Source organism: Actinacidiphila sp. bgisy160 (assembly GCF_057707815.1).
The window spans coordinates 15,286-30,827 of sequence record NZ_JBYIQW010000012.1 but is presented as its reverse complement, the minus strand read 5'-3'; the positions used below and the strand labels follow the sequence as shown (position 1 = coordinate 30,827).

Below are 15,542 nucleotides of genomic sequence, written 5' to 3'. Positions count from 1 at the left end.
CGTCCCGGAGGTCAGCACAGGACCTGGAGTGCTCCGGGCCTGATCCGCGCGGTGACCGGGAGGGCGGCCTCCACCTCGCCGTCCGCGCCGTAGGGGACCGCGCGGTCGGCCTCGATGCGGATCTCCTTGCCGCGCACGATCTCGACCTGGGGGCGCGCGACGTGCGCGCCGGTCTTGAGTTCGTTCATCAGCGTGAAGAAGAGGCGGCGCGGCGCGTCGTGGATCACGACGACGTCGAGCAGGCCGTCGTCGACCCGGGCGCCGGGCGCGATGGCCCGGCCGGAGCCGTAGTAGCCGGAGTTGGCGGCGACGACGGTGTAGCCGCGGCGTTCGTGGACGACGCCGTCGACGGTGACGCGGTAGGCGGCGGCGCGCCAGCCGGCCACGGCGCGCAGGCCGCCGGCGTAGTAGGAGGCCGGACCGCGCAGCAACCGGGCGGTGTTGGCGTGGTGGTTGGCGACCGCGTCGACGCCGGCGTAGACGCTGCCGAGGACGACGCTCCGGTCGTGGACCGCCGACTCGACCTCGATGGTGTCGACGGCACGCGGCTCGTCGTGCAGCAGGATCCGGGCGAGTTCGGCGGGACCGCGGGGCAGGCCGAGGGCGCGCGCGAAGTCGTTGCCGCGGCCGGCGGGTACCAGGCCGAGGACGGTGCCGGTGCCGCTGAGGGCGCCGCCGATGCCGCCCACGATGCCGTCGCCGCCGACGGCGAGGACGACGTGACCGCGCTCGCCGGCCCGGCGCGCCAGTTCCTGCGCGTGCCGGAGGCTGTCGCTGTACGCGGTCTCCAGTTCCGCGCCCGCCTCCCGGAGCAGTTTCGCCAGCGGGAGGAGGGCCGCCGCCCCGGTGGAGCCCCCGGCGGTGGGGTTGACGACGGCCGTGAACTGTCGCATGGGCGTGCCTCCGGGGCGGGGACGGCGGATCGGCGGGCGGGTGCGGAGGTGAGGTCGGTCCGGGCCGGTGGTGGCCGGTCAGCGGGTGGGCAGCAGGATGCCGGGGTTGAGGAGTCCGTCGGGGTCGAGCGCGTCCTTGACGGCGCGCAGGGCCTCGATGCCGAGCGGGCCCGCTTCCCGGACGTACCAGTCGCGGTGGTCGGTGCCGACACCGTGATGGTGGGTGATGGTGCCGCCAGCGGCGAGGATGGCCTCGTTGGCGGCCTCCTTGGCGGGGGTCCAGTGCGCCACGGGGTCCTCGCCCTGCGCCGAGACGACGGTGAAGTAGAGCGAGGCGCCGTTCTCGTAGACGTGCGAGATGTGGCACATCACCAGCGGCGGGGTGCCCGCCGCGGACAGCGTCGCCGTGAGCGCCTCGCGCACGGAGTCGTACAACTCGGGGATCCGGGACCAGAAAGTGGCCGTCTCAAGTGTCTCGGCGAAGGCACCCGCGTCGAGGAGCGAGTCCCGCAGATAGGGGGCGGAGAAGCGGCCGTGCGCCCAGCGCTCGCCGGGCTCCTCCCCCAGGTACTCGCCGCCGCACGCGCGCAGTACGGCCGACGCCTGCTCCCGGCGCAGCGCGGTGTCCTCCGCGGTGCCCTCGTAGCCGGCGATCGCCGTGCAGCCGGCGGACGCCGGGGTGCCGGAGCCGATGGCCCCGGGCTGGGCGAGGCCGACCATCGTCTCGGTCTCGTCGGACAGGCGGAGCACCGTCGGGCGCGGCCCGTCCTGGGCGAGCCGGCGCAGGGCCGCGGTGCCGTCGGCGAAGGAGGCGAAGCGCCAGCCCTCGTAGACCTTGGCCTGGGGAAGCGGGCGGATCCGCACCGTCACGGAGGTGATGACGCCCAGCCCGCCCTCGGAGCCGAGGATCAGCTGGCGCAGGTCGGGGCCCGCCGCGGAGCGGGGGGCCCGGCCAGCGTCGAGGGTTCCCCGCGGGGTGGCGACGGTCAGGCCCAGCACCATCTCGTCGAAGCGGCCGTAGCCGGCGGAGGCCTGGCCGCTGGAGCGGGCGGCGGCGAATCCGCCGATGGTGGCCCACTCGTAGGACTGCGGGAAGTGGCCGAGGGTGAAGCCCTGTTCGGCCAGGAGCGCCTCGGCGTCGGGGGCGCGCAGGCCCGGCTGGAGGATCGCGGTCCGCGAGACGGGGTCCAGCGACAGCAGCCGGTTCATGCGGCGCAGGTCCAGGGCGAGGAAGGGGCGCCGCCGTTGCGGGGCGAGGCCGCCGACGACGGAGGTGCCGCCGCCGAAGGGGACGACGGCCAGGCCGTGTTCGGCGCAGACGGCGAGCACGGCGAGGACCTCGTCGTGGCCGGCGGGCAGCACGACGGCCGCCGGGGTGTCGTCGACGTCGCCGCCGCGGATGCGCAGCAGGTCGGGGGTGGACTTGCCGCGCGTGTGGCGGATCCGGGTCTCGGCGTCCGTGCGCACGTGGGCCGGGTCGCCCACGCAGTCGACGAGGTCCTGACGGGCCGCCTCGGTGAGCGGGGACCCGGGTACGGCGATGTCCTCCAGGGCGGCGGGTTCCGCGCCGCGGGGCTTGACGCCCAGCAGATCGCGCAGCAGGCCGATCACGGTGTCGGGCAGCGGGGCCGCTTCGGCCGGGTCGCCCCAGCCGCTCCACAACATGTCCACGGGCTCGTCCTCACCGGTCGTTTCCGGGGGTGCGGTCTCCTGCGGCCCCCGCTGGGCGTTACACTGTGACACATGACGCCTATTCGTCACAACCAGTCGGACAGCGACCCGGTGCTCGACGCGGTCCACGACTGCGTCCTGGCCGTCGGCGTCCGCCGCACGACCCTGACCGACGTGGCCCGCCGCGCCGGCGTCTCCCGCATGACGCTCTACCGGCGGTGGCCCGACGTACGCACCCTTGTCGGCGACCTGATGACCCGGGAGTGGGTCTCGGTCGCGGTGGAGGCGATGCCCGAGCGGCGCGCGGGCACCGGCACGCGGACGCGTCTGGTCGAGGGACTGGTGGCGGGGGTGCGCGCCTTCCGCGCCCACCCGCTGTTCGTCAAGATCCTCGACGTCGACCCCGAACTCCTCCTCCCCTACGTACTGGACCGCCGGGGCGCCAGCCAGGACGCGCTGCTGAAGCTGGTCTCCGGGGCGCTGGCGGAGGGCCACGCCGACGGTTCGGTCCGCGCCGACCACCTGGACCGGCAGGCCCGTTCCGTGCTGCTGGTCGTCCAGTCGTTCACGCTCTCGCTGCGCACGATGACCGACGAGGACGACCCCGACCTGAACTCCGCGGCCTTCCTCGGGGAGCTGCGGGACATCCTGGAGAGGACCCTCACCCCATGAGCCCCACGAGCAGCCCGGCCCCCTCCCCCGCGTCCTCGCTCACCGCCGCCCGGCGCGCCCGCGAACTGACCGGACTCGCCGCCGGCGAGCAGGTGGACGTCCTCGTCGTCGGCCTCGGCGCCACCGGCGCGGGCGCCGCCCTCGACGCGGCGTCCCGCGGGCTGTCGGTCGCCGCGATCGACGCCCACGACCTGGCCTTCGGCACCTCCCGGTGGAGCTCCAAGCTGATCCACGGCGGCCTGCGCTACCTGGCCTCCGGCCAGTTGGACGTCGCGTACGAGAGCGCGGTGGAGCGCGGCGTGCTGATGGAGCGCACCGCCCCCCACCTCGTCCGGGCCCAGCCCTTCGTGCTGCCGCTGACGCCACTGGTCTCGCGCGGCCAGGCCGCGCTGGCCTGGTCCGGTTTCCGGGCCGGCGACGCGCTGCGCCTGTCGGCACGGACGGCGCGGGCCACGCTCCCGGCGCCGCGCCGGCTGTCCGCGGTGGAGACCCGCCACCTCGCCCCGTCCCTGCGCACCGCGGGACTGCGTGGCGGCCTGCTGTCCTGGGACGGCCAACTCGCCGACGACGCCCGCCTGGTGACCGCGATAGCGCGCACCGCCGCGGCACACGGGGCGCGCGTCCTGACGCGGGTGCGCGCGCTCTCGCTCAGCGGCTCGGGCGCCCTCGTACGCGACGAGCTGACCGGCGAGGAACACACGATCCGGGCCCGCGCGGTGGTCAACGCCTCCGGCGTGTGGGCGGGCGGCCTGGTCGACGGCGTACGGCTGCGGCCGTCCCGGGGCACGCACCTGGTCCTGCGCTGCGAGGGCCTCGGCGGCCCGCCCGCGGGCCTGCACATCCCGGTCCCCGGCGAGTCCAACCGCTTCGTGCTCGTCCTGCCGCAGGGCGACGGCCGGGTGTACGTCGGGCTGACCGACGAGCCGGTCGACGGCGCCGTCCCCGATGTGCCGGAGGTGCCCGAGACGGACATCGGCTTCCTGCTCGACGTGCTCGGCACGGCGCTCGACGTCCCCGTCCACCGCGACGACGTCGTGGGGGCGTTCGCCGGGCTGCGCCCGCTGCTCGACACTTCCGCCGACGGCTCGGGCCGCACCGCCGACATCTCGCGCAAGCACGCGGTGCTCACCTCGGCCGAGGGGGTGGTGACCGTCGTCGGCGGCAAGCTCACCACCTACCGCCGCATGGCCCAGGACGCCGTCGACGCGGCCGTCACGGCCGGGGGGCTCGGCGCCGGCCCCTGCCGCACCACGTCGCTCCCGCTCGTGGGCGCCGCCGCGCCGCACGTGCTCACCGGCCTGCGGGCCCCGCGCCGCCTGGTCCAGCGCTACGGCACCGAGGCCCCCGCCGTGCACGCCCTCGGCGCCAAGGACCCCGCCCTGCGGGAACCGGTCGTCGCCGGCCACCCCGTCACGCGGGCCGAACTGGTGTGGGCGGTACGCCACGAAGGCGCGCTCGACGCCGGCGACCTCCTCGACCGGCGCACCCGTGTCGGGCTCGTCCCGGCCGACCGCGAGGCGGCGCTGAAGGCGGCCGAAGAGGCACTGTCCGGGGCGTGAACCCATCCGGGGTCACCGGAGGGCGGCGCCTCCGGGTGCGCGGTCCGCGGCGTCCCAGCCGGGTTCGAGGCGGTCGAGGAGCGTGCGCAACGCGGGGTCCGTATGCTCCTCGTCGCCTTCCATGAGGGGAGCGAGCAGCAGCAGACGGGCCTCGCCGCGTGCACGTTCCCCGCTCATGCCCAGCCCCTCGAACACAGGGATGAGGAGTCGCGCCCACTCGGCCACCTGTCGCGCGTGTACGGGCCGTGGCGATCGGGCTTCAGCGTGGCGGCCGCGATCAGCTCGAAGTACAGCGGCAGCAGCGGACGGCGCTCGGGCCTGCGGATCTCCTCCCACAGCGCCTCCGGCAGGCGGCGCATACCCGCCGCGTCCCGGGGGGTGCCCGTGGCGGCGAGGACCTGGCGAAGCGCAGCATCGGCCTGCTCGTGTCCCGGGCGAGCGCCTGGTCGACCCGGCGTTCCTTGCCGCCGAAGCAGTGGAGGAGCATCCGGTCGCTGGTCCCGCGCCCGGCACCGTCCCGGCCGCGGACCCCTGCGCCGCCGCGGAGCCCGCCGTACCCGGGCCCGGCTGGACCGCACGTCCGGACTGGACGGAATGTACAGGCCCCGCGTTCCGTCGCCGAGGCGGCGGGCCCGGCGCGTACTCAGGCCGCGTCGAGGTCCTGGTGGATCGCGCGGGAGACCGCCTCGACCGTCGCAACGCCGGAAGCCATCGTCGCGTCGTCGTCGGTGAGCACCGTGATGCTGTAGTCGTGGCCGCCGCCGGTGAAGGCGCCCAGGCTGTGCACCCGCCAGCCGTGGGTGGCGCGGGAGAGCCAGCCGTTCTTGACGTGGACGGCCACGGAGTCCGGGGCGCCCGCGGGGGTGCCCCAGCGCTGGGAGGGGACGACCTCGTTCATGAGCCTGAGCGCATAGGCGCGCGCGTCGTCGGCGAGCACGGGGTTCGGCGCCGTGAGCAGGTCCATCAGCTTCTGCTCGTCCCCGGCGGTGATCCGGGTGAGGCCCCAGGCCCCGCCGCCGGCCGCCACGGTGTGGCTCATGCCGGCGGCGGACAGGAAGTCGTTGACCTCGGCGACGCCGAGCTGCTTCCACAGCGCGGTCGTGGCGTCGTTGTCCGACTTCGTGATCATGGCGGTGGCGAGCCCGGCCTCGCGGGAGGTGAGGTGACGGTGGTGCTGCCGTACGTCCCGGAGGAGGGTCGCCAGGACGGTGACCTTGACCGTGCTGGCGGAGTCGAAGTGCTGGTCCGCACGCAGTGTGCACGACGTGCCGGTCGTGCGGTCGTGCAGGGAGAGGGCGGTGCGGGCGGTGCTGCCGGCCAGGGCCGTCGTGATGTCCCGCTGCAGCTTCGCGGCCAGTCCGGGCGCCGCCGAGCTGCAGCTCACCTGGGGCGTCGCGGCGACGGCCTGCGCCGTCGCGGCTCCCGCGGCCACGGGGACCGCCACACCTGCGACGACCGCGGCGGCCACGACGCGCCGGGATATTCGGGTATGACCCATGTCACTCCGTCCATCGGGTTGCTGCCGTCCGGCTGACTGCCCAGTGTGGGCGGACGGTTGGGCAGGACGGGATGTGATGTCGGCTACGCGAAAGGGGCGGCGAGGGCTGCCGAGGGCCCGTCGGCGCCGTGTCACCCGGTCGCCGGAGCGTTCACCGGGGTATGGCACAGGGGGGTCCGCGGGGCGGCGACAGGGCGGCGGCAGAACACCGTTGCGGGGCGGCCGCCTGGCGCCGCCTGCGCCCCAAGTCCGGCGCGGCGAGCCGTCGTTGAGCGGCGGGTGCTGCGCTGTAGCGGCGGGCGCTACGCGTCGCCACCGGCCGGGAGGGCGAGCAGCCACTCCGGCCGTCGGTCATCCTTCCGGGCGAGCCCCGCTCCACGCGTCGAACACTTGTCCGACCCGTGGCGATATGCCCCTGATGTGATGAAGCTCGCATCCCGCGCGGGCCACCCGCCCCGCGTCCGCGCATTACCTCCGGCGTAATCGACCGGCCCGCGAGGGCCCGGCAGGATCAGGGACATCCGGCAGGACGGACACCGGACACCACGACCCAGGGAGCAGCCATGACCGCCTACGCCGTCGGCCACCTTCGTCCCGGAAAGCCCCATGAGGAGGTCTTCACCTACATGGACCGCATCCAGGACACCATGGACCCCTTCGGCGGCCGCTTCCTCGTCCACGGCGCGGCCGTGGAGGCCGTCGAGGGGCAGTGGCCCGGGACCATCGTCCTGATCGGGTTCCCGGACATGGACCGGGCGCGCGCCTGGTACCGGTCGAGCGCCTACCAGGAAATCCTTCCGCTCCGCACCCGCCACCTGGAGGGCGAGGTCATCCTCGTCGACGGCGTCGGCGCCGGCTACGACGTCACCAGGACGGCCGCGCGGCTCAGGGAGGAGGCCAGGCGGACGGGCGCGCTGCCGGCGTGACCGGCCGCACCCCACGATGCCGCCGGCCTCGGTTCGGTCACGTCGAGGGGCGGGAAGTGCGCTCCGAGTTCGTCGGCCGCCGCCCGGCCGCGGCGCTCGTCGCGGCCGCCGACGTGCACGCTGCGCCCCAGCTCGATCAGCCGGCGGGCGGTCTCCCGGCCGAGAGCTCTCGTGCCTGTTCCTCACCCTCTTCCGCCCTGTACGGGTAGCCCGGCGCGTGAGCCCGCCTGATCACCTGAGGGGTGTGGACTCCCACGGATCGCGCGACGGCCCCGGGCCGGGAAGGGCTCAGGCCCCCGTCACTGGCCCACCCGGCCGTCGACGCACTCACGCAACAGGTCGGCGTGCCCGCAGTGCCGGGCGTACTCCTCGATCCGGTGCACCATCAACTCCCGGACGGTGATCCCGTCCTTGCCCACGTGCGCGCCCAGATCCGGATGCTCGGCGAGCGCCGCGTCGGTGGCTGCCTGCTCACGTTCCAGATCGCGGTACGCGGCCTCGACCACGGCCTGATCGGCGGCGGCGCCCTCGAAGTCCGCGTCGCGCCGGCCGTACAGCTTCGGCAGCGGCTCGGCGTCGCTGATCCAGTTGCGCCAGTCCCGTTCCACCTCGGCGAGGTGCCGCACCAGGCCGAGCAGCGACATCGTCGACGGCGGGACGGAACGACGGGCCATTTGCTCCGCGTCCAGGTCCTGGCACTTCATCCGCAGGGTCATGCGGTAGTTCGTCAGGAAGTCCTGGAGGGTGGCGAGCTCACCGTCCGGACTCGGGCCTTCGCTGTTGCGGGGGTCGTCGTCCGGGTCGACCCACATGTCGGGGTAGACGGTCGCCCTGGTCCAACGTGGCACTTGATCGCTCATGCCCCGCATGATGGTTCGTGACGCCACGGGTCCGCCACCGAGTTTGTGCGGCGGAGGACGCCAGGGCCTGTCGTCACACGCATGCCTGCCCCGCGCCGCCTGGCACGGCGCCTCGCGTAGCCGCCGGTCGGGCGCCGGCGCGGACGAGCGCCATGCGCGCGGTGACCTGCCCGCCCTGCTCGACCGTCTGGAAGCCGGTGTTGCCGTTCAGGCCGGTCTTCGTGAGGCCCGGTCCGCGCGTCCAGCACTTCATGGCGGAGTCTTTGTCCCTCCCCACGTCGAGGCCTCGCTGGACGTCACGGAACTGCTGACGCTCGTCCAGCGCGGCTGATCCCCGCCCGTCACCCTGGGCGATTCACCCGTTCGGCGGCCCCTCGGTCGCGGCTTCGGGGCCGTCGGCATCTCATGGGCGTGACCGCATCCGCGTTCGAGTGGGAGGTCGCCGATGTACGACATGCGCGCCGAACCCATAGCGACGGAAGCCGGATCCGCCCAGTTGTGGCACGTTCTCCGGCTTGACGGAAGCGCCCTGTGCGGCCGTGCCCTCGCCGGCCGGCCCGTTCCGGCACCCGACGACGACTGCCGAGACGAGTACTGCACCCCCTGCATGACCGCGGTAGCCGCAGCGGCGTCACGTCGCGGCAGGCTCCGCCCCCTGGTCTGAGTCCCCCTCATCCCCGGCCGGCGGGGTTGGACCTGTCGGCTCCCCACGCCGCAAGTGGTACCACCGCCCGGCGTACGGAGGCTGCCGCTGCCGTGTTCGATGAAGCGGCGGTCCGACGGACGGCCGCATGCCCCTTGGGGGAGACGGGGTCGATGCGCCGCAGCATGCGGATTCCGGCCGGCGGTACGGGCCGGAGCGCGCCAGCGGGGTGTGCGCGGGAGGGGAAGTCAAGGCCGTCCGGTACCGGGGCGCTGCCCACGCCCGCGGCTACCGGTTCGATGGCCAGGGGCCATTCGTCGGCCTCGCACACGGTGCGGCGTACGAGCCCGGCGTCCTGGCGGGCCTGGTCGGCCTGGACGCGGATCGCCCCGTCCGATGGGGGGTCCACGCAGCGCTCGACGGCCAACAGGCAGGTCGAGCGTGACCTCCTCCTCGGCCGCGAGCGGATGATCGGGCGCGCACCGCATCACGATCGGTTCGGCGACGAGGCGCACACGCCGCGCCGGCACCCGCCGTGATCGGCTTCGCCGCCGTCCTGTCGGTGGGCACCGTCCTCGCGTCGTGACCAGCCTGCGCGGCGGCACTGCCGGCCGCTGACCGGGGACCCGGCCCCGGACGCCGCGCGTCCGGGGCCTGACACCGCAACGGAAAGTGGCTAGCCTGCCCGGATGATCCGCGCCGATACGCCCACCACGACCCGCCGGAGCCTGCTCGCCGCGGGCGGCGGGGCGCTCGCGGCGCTGGTGACGGCGTGCCGAGGACAGTCGGGCCCGGTGACCCGGCTGAGAATCGCGACGGGGGCGGTGGGCGGCCCGTACAACGCCTTCGGGCAGGCCCTGGCACAGGCCGCGGGGACGGGCGGGCAACGCCTGGAGGTCGTACCGCTGGCGACCGCGGCGAGCGTGGACAACCTCCGGAAACTGGATGCCGGTTCCGCGGAGCTCGCACTCACGATGGCCGACGCGGCCGAGGACGCGGTACTGGGACGCGAGATGTTCCCGCGCCCGGTCGCGGTGACCGCGCTGGCCCGCGTGTACGTCAACTACACGCATGTCGTGGTGCCGGCCCGGGGGCCGGTGCGCACGCTGGCTCAGCTCGCCGGGCGGCCCGTGGCCGCGGGCGCGTCGGGCTCGGGCGCGCAGGTCGTCGCGGAGCGGCTGCTGCGTGCGGCCGGGCTGACCGGCGCGCGGGCGGTGCGGGCACGCCAGCTGGAGGCGGCGGAGTCCGCCGCGGCGCTGCGCGACGGCGAGGTCGACGCGCTGATCTGGTCGGGTGGGGTGCCGACGCCGCTTCTCGCCGACCTCGCCCGGGAGCTGCCGCTGCGCTTCCTGGCCCTGGACGGTCATGTGGCGGGGCTGCGCGCCGTCTACGGGCCGGTGTACTGCGCGGTCACGATCCCGGCGGGCGCCTACGGGCTGCGGGAGCCGGTCGGCACGATCGGGGTGAGCAACTACCTCACGGCCCGGGCCGATGTGCCGGACCACGCGGTGCGTGAGCTGCTGGCCGTGGTGTTCGACCGCCGGCGGGTGCTGTTGGCGGAGGTGACGGCGGGCGCGCGCCTGGAGCCGCGGTTCGCGATCTCCACCGGGAGCGTGCCGCTGCACCCGGGGGCGGCGGCGTACTACCGCTCGGTGTTCGGCTGAGGAGGCAGGCGGAGCTCGAAGCGCAGCCCGTGCGGGGCGGCACCGCGAACGGTGAGGCTGCCGCCGCTGCAGCGGGCGATCTCGTCGGCGATGGCGAGGCCCAAGCCGCTGCCGGGCACGTTCTGGTGCCCGGGGACCCGGGCGAAGCGCCGCAGCAGGACAGGCAGATGGTCGGGTGGAACGCCCGGCCCGTCGTCGCCGACACACACCAGCAGCCGGTCCTCGCGGCGGGCGGCGTGGACGTCCACCCGGCCCCCGGACGGCACGAACTTGACGGCGTTGTCGAGGAGCGCGTCGAGGACCCGGCCGACGGCGTCGGGCAGCGTGCGGGCCCGCAGCCCGTCCTGGACGTCCGCACTGAGGCGCAGCCCCGAGGCGCTGAACACCGGCTCCCAGGCGGCGACGCGTCGTCGTACCGCCGCGGTGACGTCCTCGTCGGCGAGGGGGGCGTCGCCCGCTTCGACGCGGGCCAGGGCCAGCAGCCCGTCGAGGAGTTCCCCGAGCCGCTCGGCCTCGTCCAGGGCGCGGGCGTGCTCGGCGCGACCGGGGCCCGGGGTCAGGTGGGGCTCGACGTTCTCCAGTTGCAGGACGAGGGTGGCCAGGGGGTTGCGGAGCTGGTGGGAGGCGTCCGCGACGAAGTCGCGCTGGCGGCCGATGGAGTCCGCCACGGCCTCGGCCATGGAGTTGAAGTGGCGCCGCAGACGCCGCAGTTCCGGCGGCCCGGAGTCGGAGACCGCGCGGGACTGGAGGCTGCCGGAGGCGAGCCCCTCGACGGCGCGGTCCAGGTCGCGGACGGGGCGCAGCAGCCAGCGCGCGATCCCGGCGGCCACGAGCGCCGCGGCGGTGAACGCGGCGAGGGCGCCGACGCCGATCAGCCACCAGCGGACGGCGACGTCACGCCGGGCGGCGGCGGTGGGCACGGTGAGCAGCACGGCGCCACTGACCCGTTCGTCGCGGCCCACCGGCTCGGCCACCACGACGCTGCGCGGCCCCCACGGGCGCAGCGTCGGCAGCCGTTCGGTGGACCGCCCGGTCAGGGCCCGGCCGCTCGCCTCGGTGAACGCGCCGGCGGGGCTGCGGGAGCCGGAGCGGGCCAGGGTGCGCCCGGCGGTGTCGACGACGGTGACGCCGGCCCCGTAGAGCTGCGCGTAGCGCCGGATCTCGGCGGCCAGTTCGGCGCGGTCCGCGGCGCTGCGCGCCCGCTCGGCGAGGTCGGCGAAGCGTACGGCCTCGGCGCGGCGCTGCAGCAGCAGGTGCTCGGTGCGTTCACGGGCGTAGGCGTCGGCGAGTGGCAGCGACAGCAGGAGAGCCGCGGCGCCCATCAGGGCGGTGAGGACGGCGAGGAGGCGGCGCGTCACCGGCCGTCCCCGAGCCGGTAGCCGAAGCCGCGGACGGTACGGATGAGGGCAGGACGGCCGGTCTTGGCCCGGATGCCCGCGACGTGGACGTCGAGCGAGCGGGACGCGGCGAGGAAGGCGTCGCCCCAGATCCGGTCGAGGATCTCCTCGCGGGAGTGGGCCTCACCCGGCCGGGCGGCGAGGTGGGCGAGGAGGTCGAACTCGCGCCGGGTGAGGCGTACTTCGTCGTCGGCCACGGTGACGGTACGGCCGACGGGGTCGATCTCGGTGTCGCCGACGGTGACGGGCGCACCGGGCGGCGCGGGCCGGTCGCGCCCGGCGGCGGCCGGGCAGGTGCGGCGGCGCACGGTGTCGATCCGGGCGATCAGTTCCGCCATGCGGAAGGGCTTGACCACGTAGTCGTCGGCCCCGGCGCGCAGCCCTTGGACGATGTCGCGTTCCCCGCAGCGGGCGGTGACGACGATGAGCGGGGCACCGCAGACGGCGCGCAGCCGCCGCAGCAGCTCCAGCCCGTCCAGGTCCGGGAGCCCGAGGTCGAGCAGGACGAACTCCGCCTCGTGCACGAACCGCAGGGCGTCCAGGGCCCGGCCGACGCGTCGCACGGTGTGCCCGCGCTGGGCGAGTGCCGTGCCGAGTGCGTGGGCCATGCGGTCGTCGTCCTCGACGAGAAGCGCGTGCATACGGGGTGTCCTTTGGCGGTGGTGGGGAGGTGGCGGTAGAGCCGACGGTGCGCCACCGCCGACTTGGGAAGGTCTGCGAACTCGGTCAACCGATCTTCGCGGACGACTGTTCGGAAGTGGAGGTGGAGGGGCACGTGGGCCCCCTGTGCGGTTGATCGTCAGTCTGCGAGGAGTCTCGTCCGGTGACCCGGATGAAGAAGCGGCGTGTCCGCCGACGGGTCCGGGCCGCCGAGCCCCCTTCCTCGCGCCCGTCCCGCCGGGTGGGGGACGGCCGCCGGGCCGGCCGCCATGCGGGGATCGCACGGCGGCCGGCCCGGCCGTGAGCACGGCGCGGTCAGGGATCTTGCGCGACGGCGCACGGGCTCTTGACCACCTACGCGGCCCTTGCCGGTTTCGCGGACCGCGCCGCCGGAGCTCCGCGAGGTTCAGGCCTGCGGCACCACGCCCTCGGCCGGCGACCGGGCGGGCCGCGGCGCCCGGTCGCCGGCCGCCTCCTCGGCGCGGCTGAGCGGGGCATTCCTGGTGTCGGGCATGAGGACGTAGGTGACGAGGGAGACCAGCGCGCACGCCGACACGTACCAGAAGAAGGCCGTCTCGTGACCGGCGTCCTTGAACCACAGGGCCACGTACTCCGCGGTGCCGCCGAACAGCGCGTTGGCGATCGCGTACGGCAGCGCCACGCCCAGTGCCCGGACGCGGGTCGGGAACAGTTCGGCCTTCACGGCGGCGTTGATCGAGGTGTAGCCGGTGACGATGACGAGGGCGAGCAGCGACAGCCCGAGCGCGGGCCAGTACGAGGAGGCCGAGCCGAGTGCCGTCATGATCGGGTAGGTGCCGAGGGTGCATCCCACGGCGAAGGTGATCAGCAGCGGCCGGCGGCCGATCCGGTCGGACAGCGCGCCGGCCAGGGGCTGGAGCAGCGCGAAGACGAACAGGGCGGTGAAGCTGACCAGCGTGGCGGTGTTCTTGGCCATTCCGGCGCTGCCGATGAGGTACTTGGTGAGGTAGGTGGTGTACGTGTAGTAGGCGACGGTGCCGCCCAGGGTGAGCGCCATGACCAGCAGCGCCTGGCGCCGGTGCCGCCACAGCAGCCGCAGCGAGCCCCGGGCGCCGTCCGGCTCGCCGTCCTCCTCGGCGAAGGCGTCGGTCTCCTCGAGCCTGCGCCGGATCCAGAAGACGACGACGGCGAAGACCGCGCCCAGCACGAACGGCACGCGCCAGCCCCAGTCGTGCAGCTGGTCCGTGGTCAGCACGTGCTGGAGGGTGATCAGGATCGCCAGGCCCAGCAGCTGGCCCGCCGTCATCGACACGTACTGGAAGGACGAGCCGAGTCCGCGCCGGTTGCGGGCCGACACCTCGGTGAGGTAGGTCGCGCTGGCCGCGTACTCGCCGCCGATGCTCATGCCCTGCAGCAGCCGGGCGAGCAGCAGGATGAGCGCGCCGGTGTAACCGGCCTGTCCGTACGTCGGTGCGATCGCGATCAATAGAGCGGCGACCGACATCATGGTGACGGTGAGGCTCAGCGCGCTCTTGCGGCCGTGCCGGTCGGCGGCGCGGCCGAGCACCCAGCCGCCGACGGGGCGCATGAGGAAGCCGACCGCGAAGATGCCGGCGGTGTTCATCAGCTGGGTGGTCGGATTGCCGCCGGGGAAGAAGGAGTCGGCGAAGTAGATGGCGAAGCTGGCGTAGACGAACCAGTCGTACCACTCGACGAGATTGCCGAGCGAGCCTCCCATGAGGGCGAGGCGGCGCTTGCCGCGTTCCTCGGCGGACGGCGGCGCGGGCATGGCGGAAGTCGGCGACATCGGCGGCTCCAGTGGGAAAGGCCCTGATGGGGACGGGGCGAAGTGCCCAGAGCATGTGGGCCCGCGCCTCGCCCGGACAAGGTCCGGCGCCGAGATCTAACGTTCCGCTAAGAAACCGGTCACGGGCTCCGCGCCGCCCGGCAGCCGCGGGGGACGCCGACGAGCCGGTTGTCAGTGGCGGCGCCTACCGTGGTGGGCGTCCCGATCCGTATGGCTTCTCGGAACCGGACTCCCGGAGGGCCGGCCCTGTGGCGGGGCCGGCCTCCCTCATGGACAGGAGGCTCGATGACCGCCGCGACGGACAGCGCCGCACTGCCGTGCGCCCTCATACCGGGCGGCCACCGACCGGGCGGGGCCCGTCGCCGCGACGCGCGGGCGGTCGTTCCCGGCACACCGGGCGCCAACCGGCCCTCCAGCACATATCATGCCGATGTCACCCCTTTGCCCGGAAATGTTCACGCGGGCCCCTGGGTGTCATTCACGTTTTCCCATCAGCACTCCACGCCGAGGTGACGCACGCACCGGCGAGCAGCGCAAGTGCAGGAGGTACGGCATGTCGGACCGCTCTCCCGATCTGCGGGTGCACTCCGTCCCCGCGGGACCCGAACTCGCCGGGCAGCACGAGTCCCATACGCGCCTGACCATCCTGCTCAGTCCCCAGGGCGCCGAGCGAACCGAGGCCGTCCTGATCGGCGAGCTCGACGCCGGGACCGCCGCGGAACTGCGCCGCGCCCTCTTCGCCGCCCTGGAGGCGGGGGACGGCCTCGACCTGGACCTGCGCGACGTCACCCGCTGCGACGGCGCGGGGCTCTACGCCCTGCTGGAGCTGCGCAACCGCGCCCTGGCGGCGCACCGGACGCTGACCGTGACCGCCGCCAGCGACACCGTCCTGCGGCTGCTCGACCTCACCGGCAACCGGGGGGCGCTGACCCCGTCCCGTCCGTCGGCCCACCGGCTCGGCGCGGACGTCCGGCGCCTGTACACGGCGGTGTGCCTGGCCCTGCTGGACGCGGGTCTGCCACTCGCGCAGCACGACGGCGGCGAGGACCGCCCCGTCGTGGAGGCGGGGCCCCGGGGCGTGGTCGTGCGCTGGGACACCCTGCTCGGCCCCGGTGCGACGGCGCCGCCCCATCCGGCCGGGACGTCCCGGCGCCCGCTCCACGCGGCGGTGCTGGACGCGCTGGCCCTCGCCGGGTTCCGCACGGTCGAGGACAGCACGGCGACCCGCGAGATCATCGTCACCGCGTTGCCGGAGCGGACCCGCCGCTGATGGATCCCCGTTCTCCCGCTGCGTGCCCGGACGAAGTGGGGGT

15 protein-coding genes are annotated in these 15,542 nt (G+C 74.7%); 5 read left to right on the top strand and 10 right to left on the bottom strand.

Going from position 1 to position 15,542, the window contains the following annotated elements:
- Positions 1–11 precede the first annotated feature (11 nt).
- Positions 12–893 carry a diacylglycerol kinase family protein gene (locus AC3EUJ_RS12935; protein ID WP_431961272.1) on the bottom strand — a complete coding sequence of 294 codons (882 nt, stop codon included), beginning with the start codon at positions 891–893 and terminating at the stop codon, positions 12–14.
- Between the two features lie 78 nt (positions 894–971).
- Positions 972–2,564: an FAD-binding oxidoreductase gene (locus tag AC3EUJ_RS12930; protein ID WP_431961271.1), complete on the bottom strand. Its 1,593-nt coding sequence runs from the start codon at positions 2,562–2,564 to the stop codon at positions 972–974.
- 72 nt (positions 2,565–2,636) lie between these two features.
- Here AC3EUJ_RS12930 and AC3EUJ_RS12925 point away from each other — a divergent pair, with 72 nt between their 5' ends.
- On the top strand, positions 2,637–3,236 hold the full coding sequence (locus AC3EUJ_RS12925; protein ID WP_431961270.1) for a TetR/AcrR family transcriptional regulator: 600 nt from the start codon (positions 2,637–2,639) through the stop codon (positions 3,234–3,236).
- Positions 3,233–4,795, top strand: coding sequence for a glycerol-3-phosphate dehydrogenase/oxidase (locus tag AC3EUJ_RS12920; protein WP_431961269.1), 1,563 nt, complete (start codon positions 3,233–3,235; stop codon positions 4,793–4,795). The genes AC3EUJ_RS12925 and AC3EUJ_RS12920 overlap by 4 nt, the downstream gene beginning before the upstream one ends.
- A 12-nt stretch (positions 4,796–4,807) precedes the next feature.
- On the opposite strand, the gene AC3EUJ_RS12915 is transcribed toward AC3EUJ_RS12920, so the two are convergent.
- The 3 genes from AC3EUJ_RS12915 to AC3EUJ_RS12905 form a co-directional block, all read right to left on the bottom strand.
- Entirely contained in the window at positions 4,808–4,972 is a 165-nt protein-coding gene (locus AC3EUJ_RS12915) for a hypothetical protein (RefSeq protein WP_431961268.1), read from the bottom strand.
- The gene (locus tag AC3EUJ_RS12910) at positions 4,969–5,154 is read right to left on the bottom strand and encodes a hypothetical protein (protein WP_431961267.1); all 186 of its coding nucleotides are present in this window, start codon (positions 5,152–5,154) and stop codon (positions 4,969–4,971) included. The genes AC3EUJ_RS12915 and AC3EUJ_RS12910 overlap by 4 nt, the downstream gene beginning before the upstream one ends.
- Before the next feature lie 284 nt (positions 5,155–5,438).
- On the bottom strand, positions 5,439–6,293 hold the full coding sequence (locus AC3EUJ_RS12905; RefSeq protein ID WP_431961266.1) for a serine hydrolase: 855 nt from the start codon (positions 6,291–6,293) through the stop codon (positions 5,439–5,441).
- A gap of 563 nt (positions 6,294–6,856) precedes the next feature.
- Here AC3EUJ_RS12905 and AC3EUJ_RS12900 point away from each other — a divergent pair.
- On the top strand, positions 6,857–7,219 hold the full coding sequence (locus AC3EUJ_RS12900; protein WP_431961264.1) for a DUF1330 domain-containing protein: 363 nt from the start codon (positions 6,857–6,859) through the stop codon (positions 7,217–7,219).
- Between the two features lie 299 nt (positions 7,220–7,518).
- Here the strand turns inward: AC3EUJ_RS12900 and AC3EUJ_RS12895 are convergent, their stop codons facing one another.
- Both AC3EUJ_RS12895 and AC3EUJ_RS12890 read right to left on the bottom strand, forming a co-directional pair.
- The gene (locus AC3EUJ_RS12895; protein ID WP_431961403.1) at positions 7,519–8,088 is read right to left on the bottom strand and encodes a DinB family protein; all 570 of its coding nucleotides are present in this window, start codon (positions 8,086–8,088) and stop codon (positions 7,519–7,521) included.
- 64 nt (positions 8,089–8,152) lie between these two features.
- On the bottom strand, positions 8,153–8,332 hold the full coding sequence (locus tag AC3EUJ_RS12890) for a hypothetical protein (protein WP_431961263.1): 180 nt from the start codon (positions 8,330–8,332) through the stop codon (positions 8,153–8,155).
- 1,079 nt (positions 8,333–9,411) lie between these two features.
- On the opposite strand from AC3EUJ_RS12890, the gene AC3EUJ_RS12885 reads away from it, so the two are divergent.
- Positions 9,412–10,386 carry a TAXI family TRAP transporter solute-binding subunit gene (locus AC3EUJ_RS12885; protein WP_431961261.1) on the top strand — a complete coding sequence of 325 codons (975 nt, stop codon included), beginning with the start codon at positions 9,412–9,414 and terminating at the stop codon, positions 10,384–10,386.
- Here AC3EUJ_RS12885 and AC3EUJ_RS12880 read toward each other — a convergent pair.
- The 3 genes from AC3EUJ_RS12880 to AC3EUJ_RS12870 all read right to left on the bottom strand — a co-directional run bounded on the left by AC3EUJ_RS12880 (position 10,365) and on the right by AC3EUJ_RS12870 (position 14,211).
- Complete coding sequence (locus tag AC3EUJ_RS12880) at positions 10,365–11,744, bottom strand: sensor histidine kinase (RefSeq protein ID WP_431961259.1); 1,380 nt, start codon at positions 11,742–11,744, stop codon at positions 10,365–10,367. The genes AC3EUJ_RS12885 and AC3EUJ_RS12880 overlap by 22 nt on opposite strands.
- Entirely contained in the window at positions 11,741–12,424 is a 684-nt protein-coding gene (locus AC3EUJ_RS12875) for a winged helix-turn-helix domain-containing protein (protein ID WP_431961258.1), read from the bottom strand. The genes AC3EUJ_RS12880 and AC3EUJ_RS12875 overlap by 4 nt, the downstream gene beginning before the upstream one ends.
- 425 nt (positions 12,425–12,849) lie before the next feature.
- Positions 12,850–14,211, bottom strand: a complete 1,362-nt coding sequence (locus AC3EUJ_RS12870) for an MFS transporter (protein WP_431961401.1) — start codon at positions 14,209–14,211, stop codon at positions 12,850–12,852.
- A 571-nt stretch (positions 14,212–14,782) separates the two neighbouring features.
- Between AC3EUJ_RS12870 and AC3EUJ_RS12865 the strand changes: the two genes are divergently transcribed.
- Positions 14,783–15,499 carry an STAS domain-containing protein gene (locus AC3EUJ_RS12865; protein WP_431961257.1) on the top strand — a complete coding sequence of 239 codons (717 nt, stop codon included), beginning with the start codon at positions 14,783–14,785 and terminating at the stop codon, positions 15,497–15,499.
- The last annotated feature ends 43 nt before the right edge of the window (positions 15,500–15,542 follow it).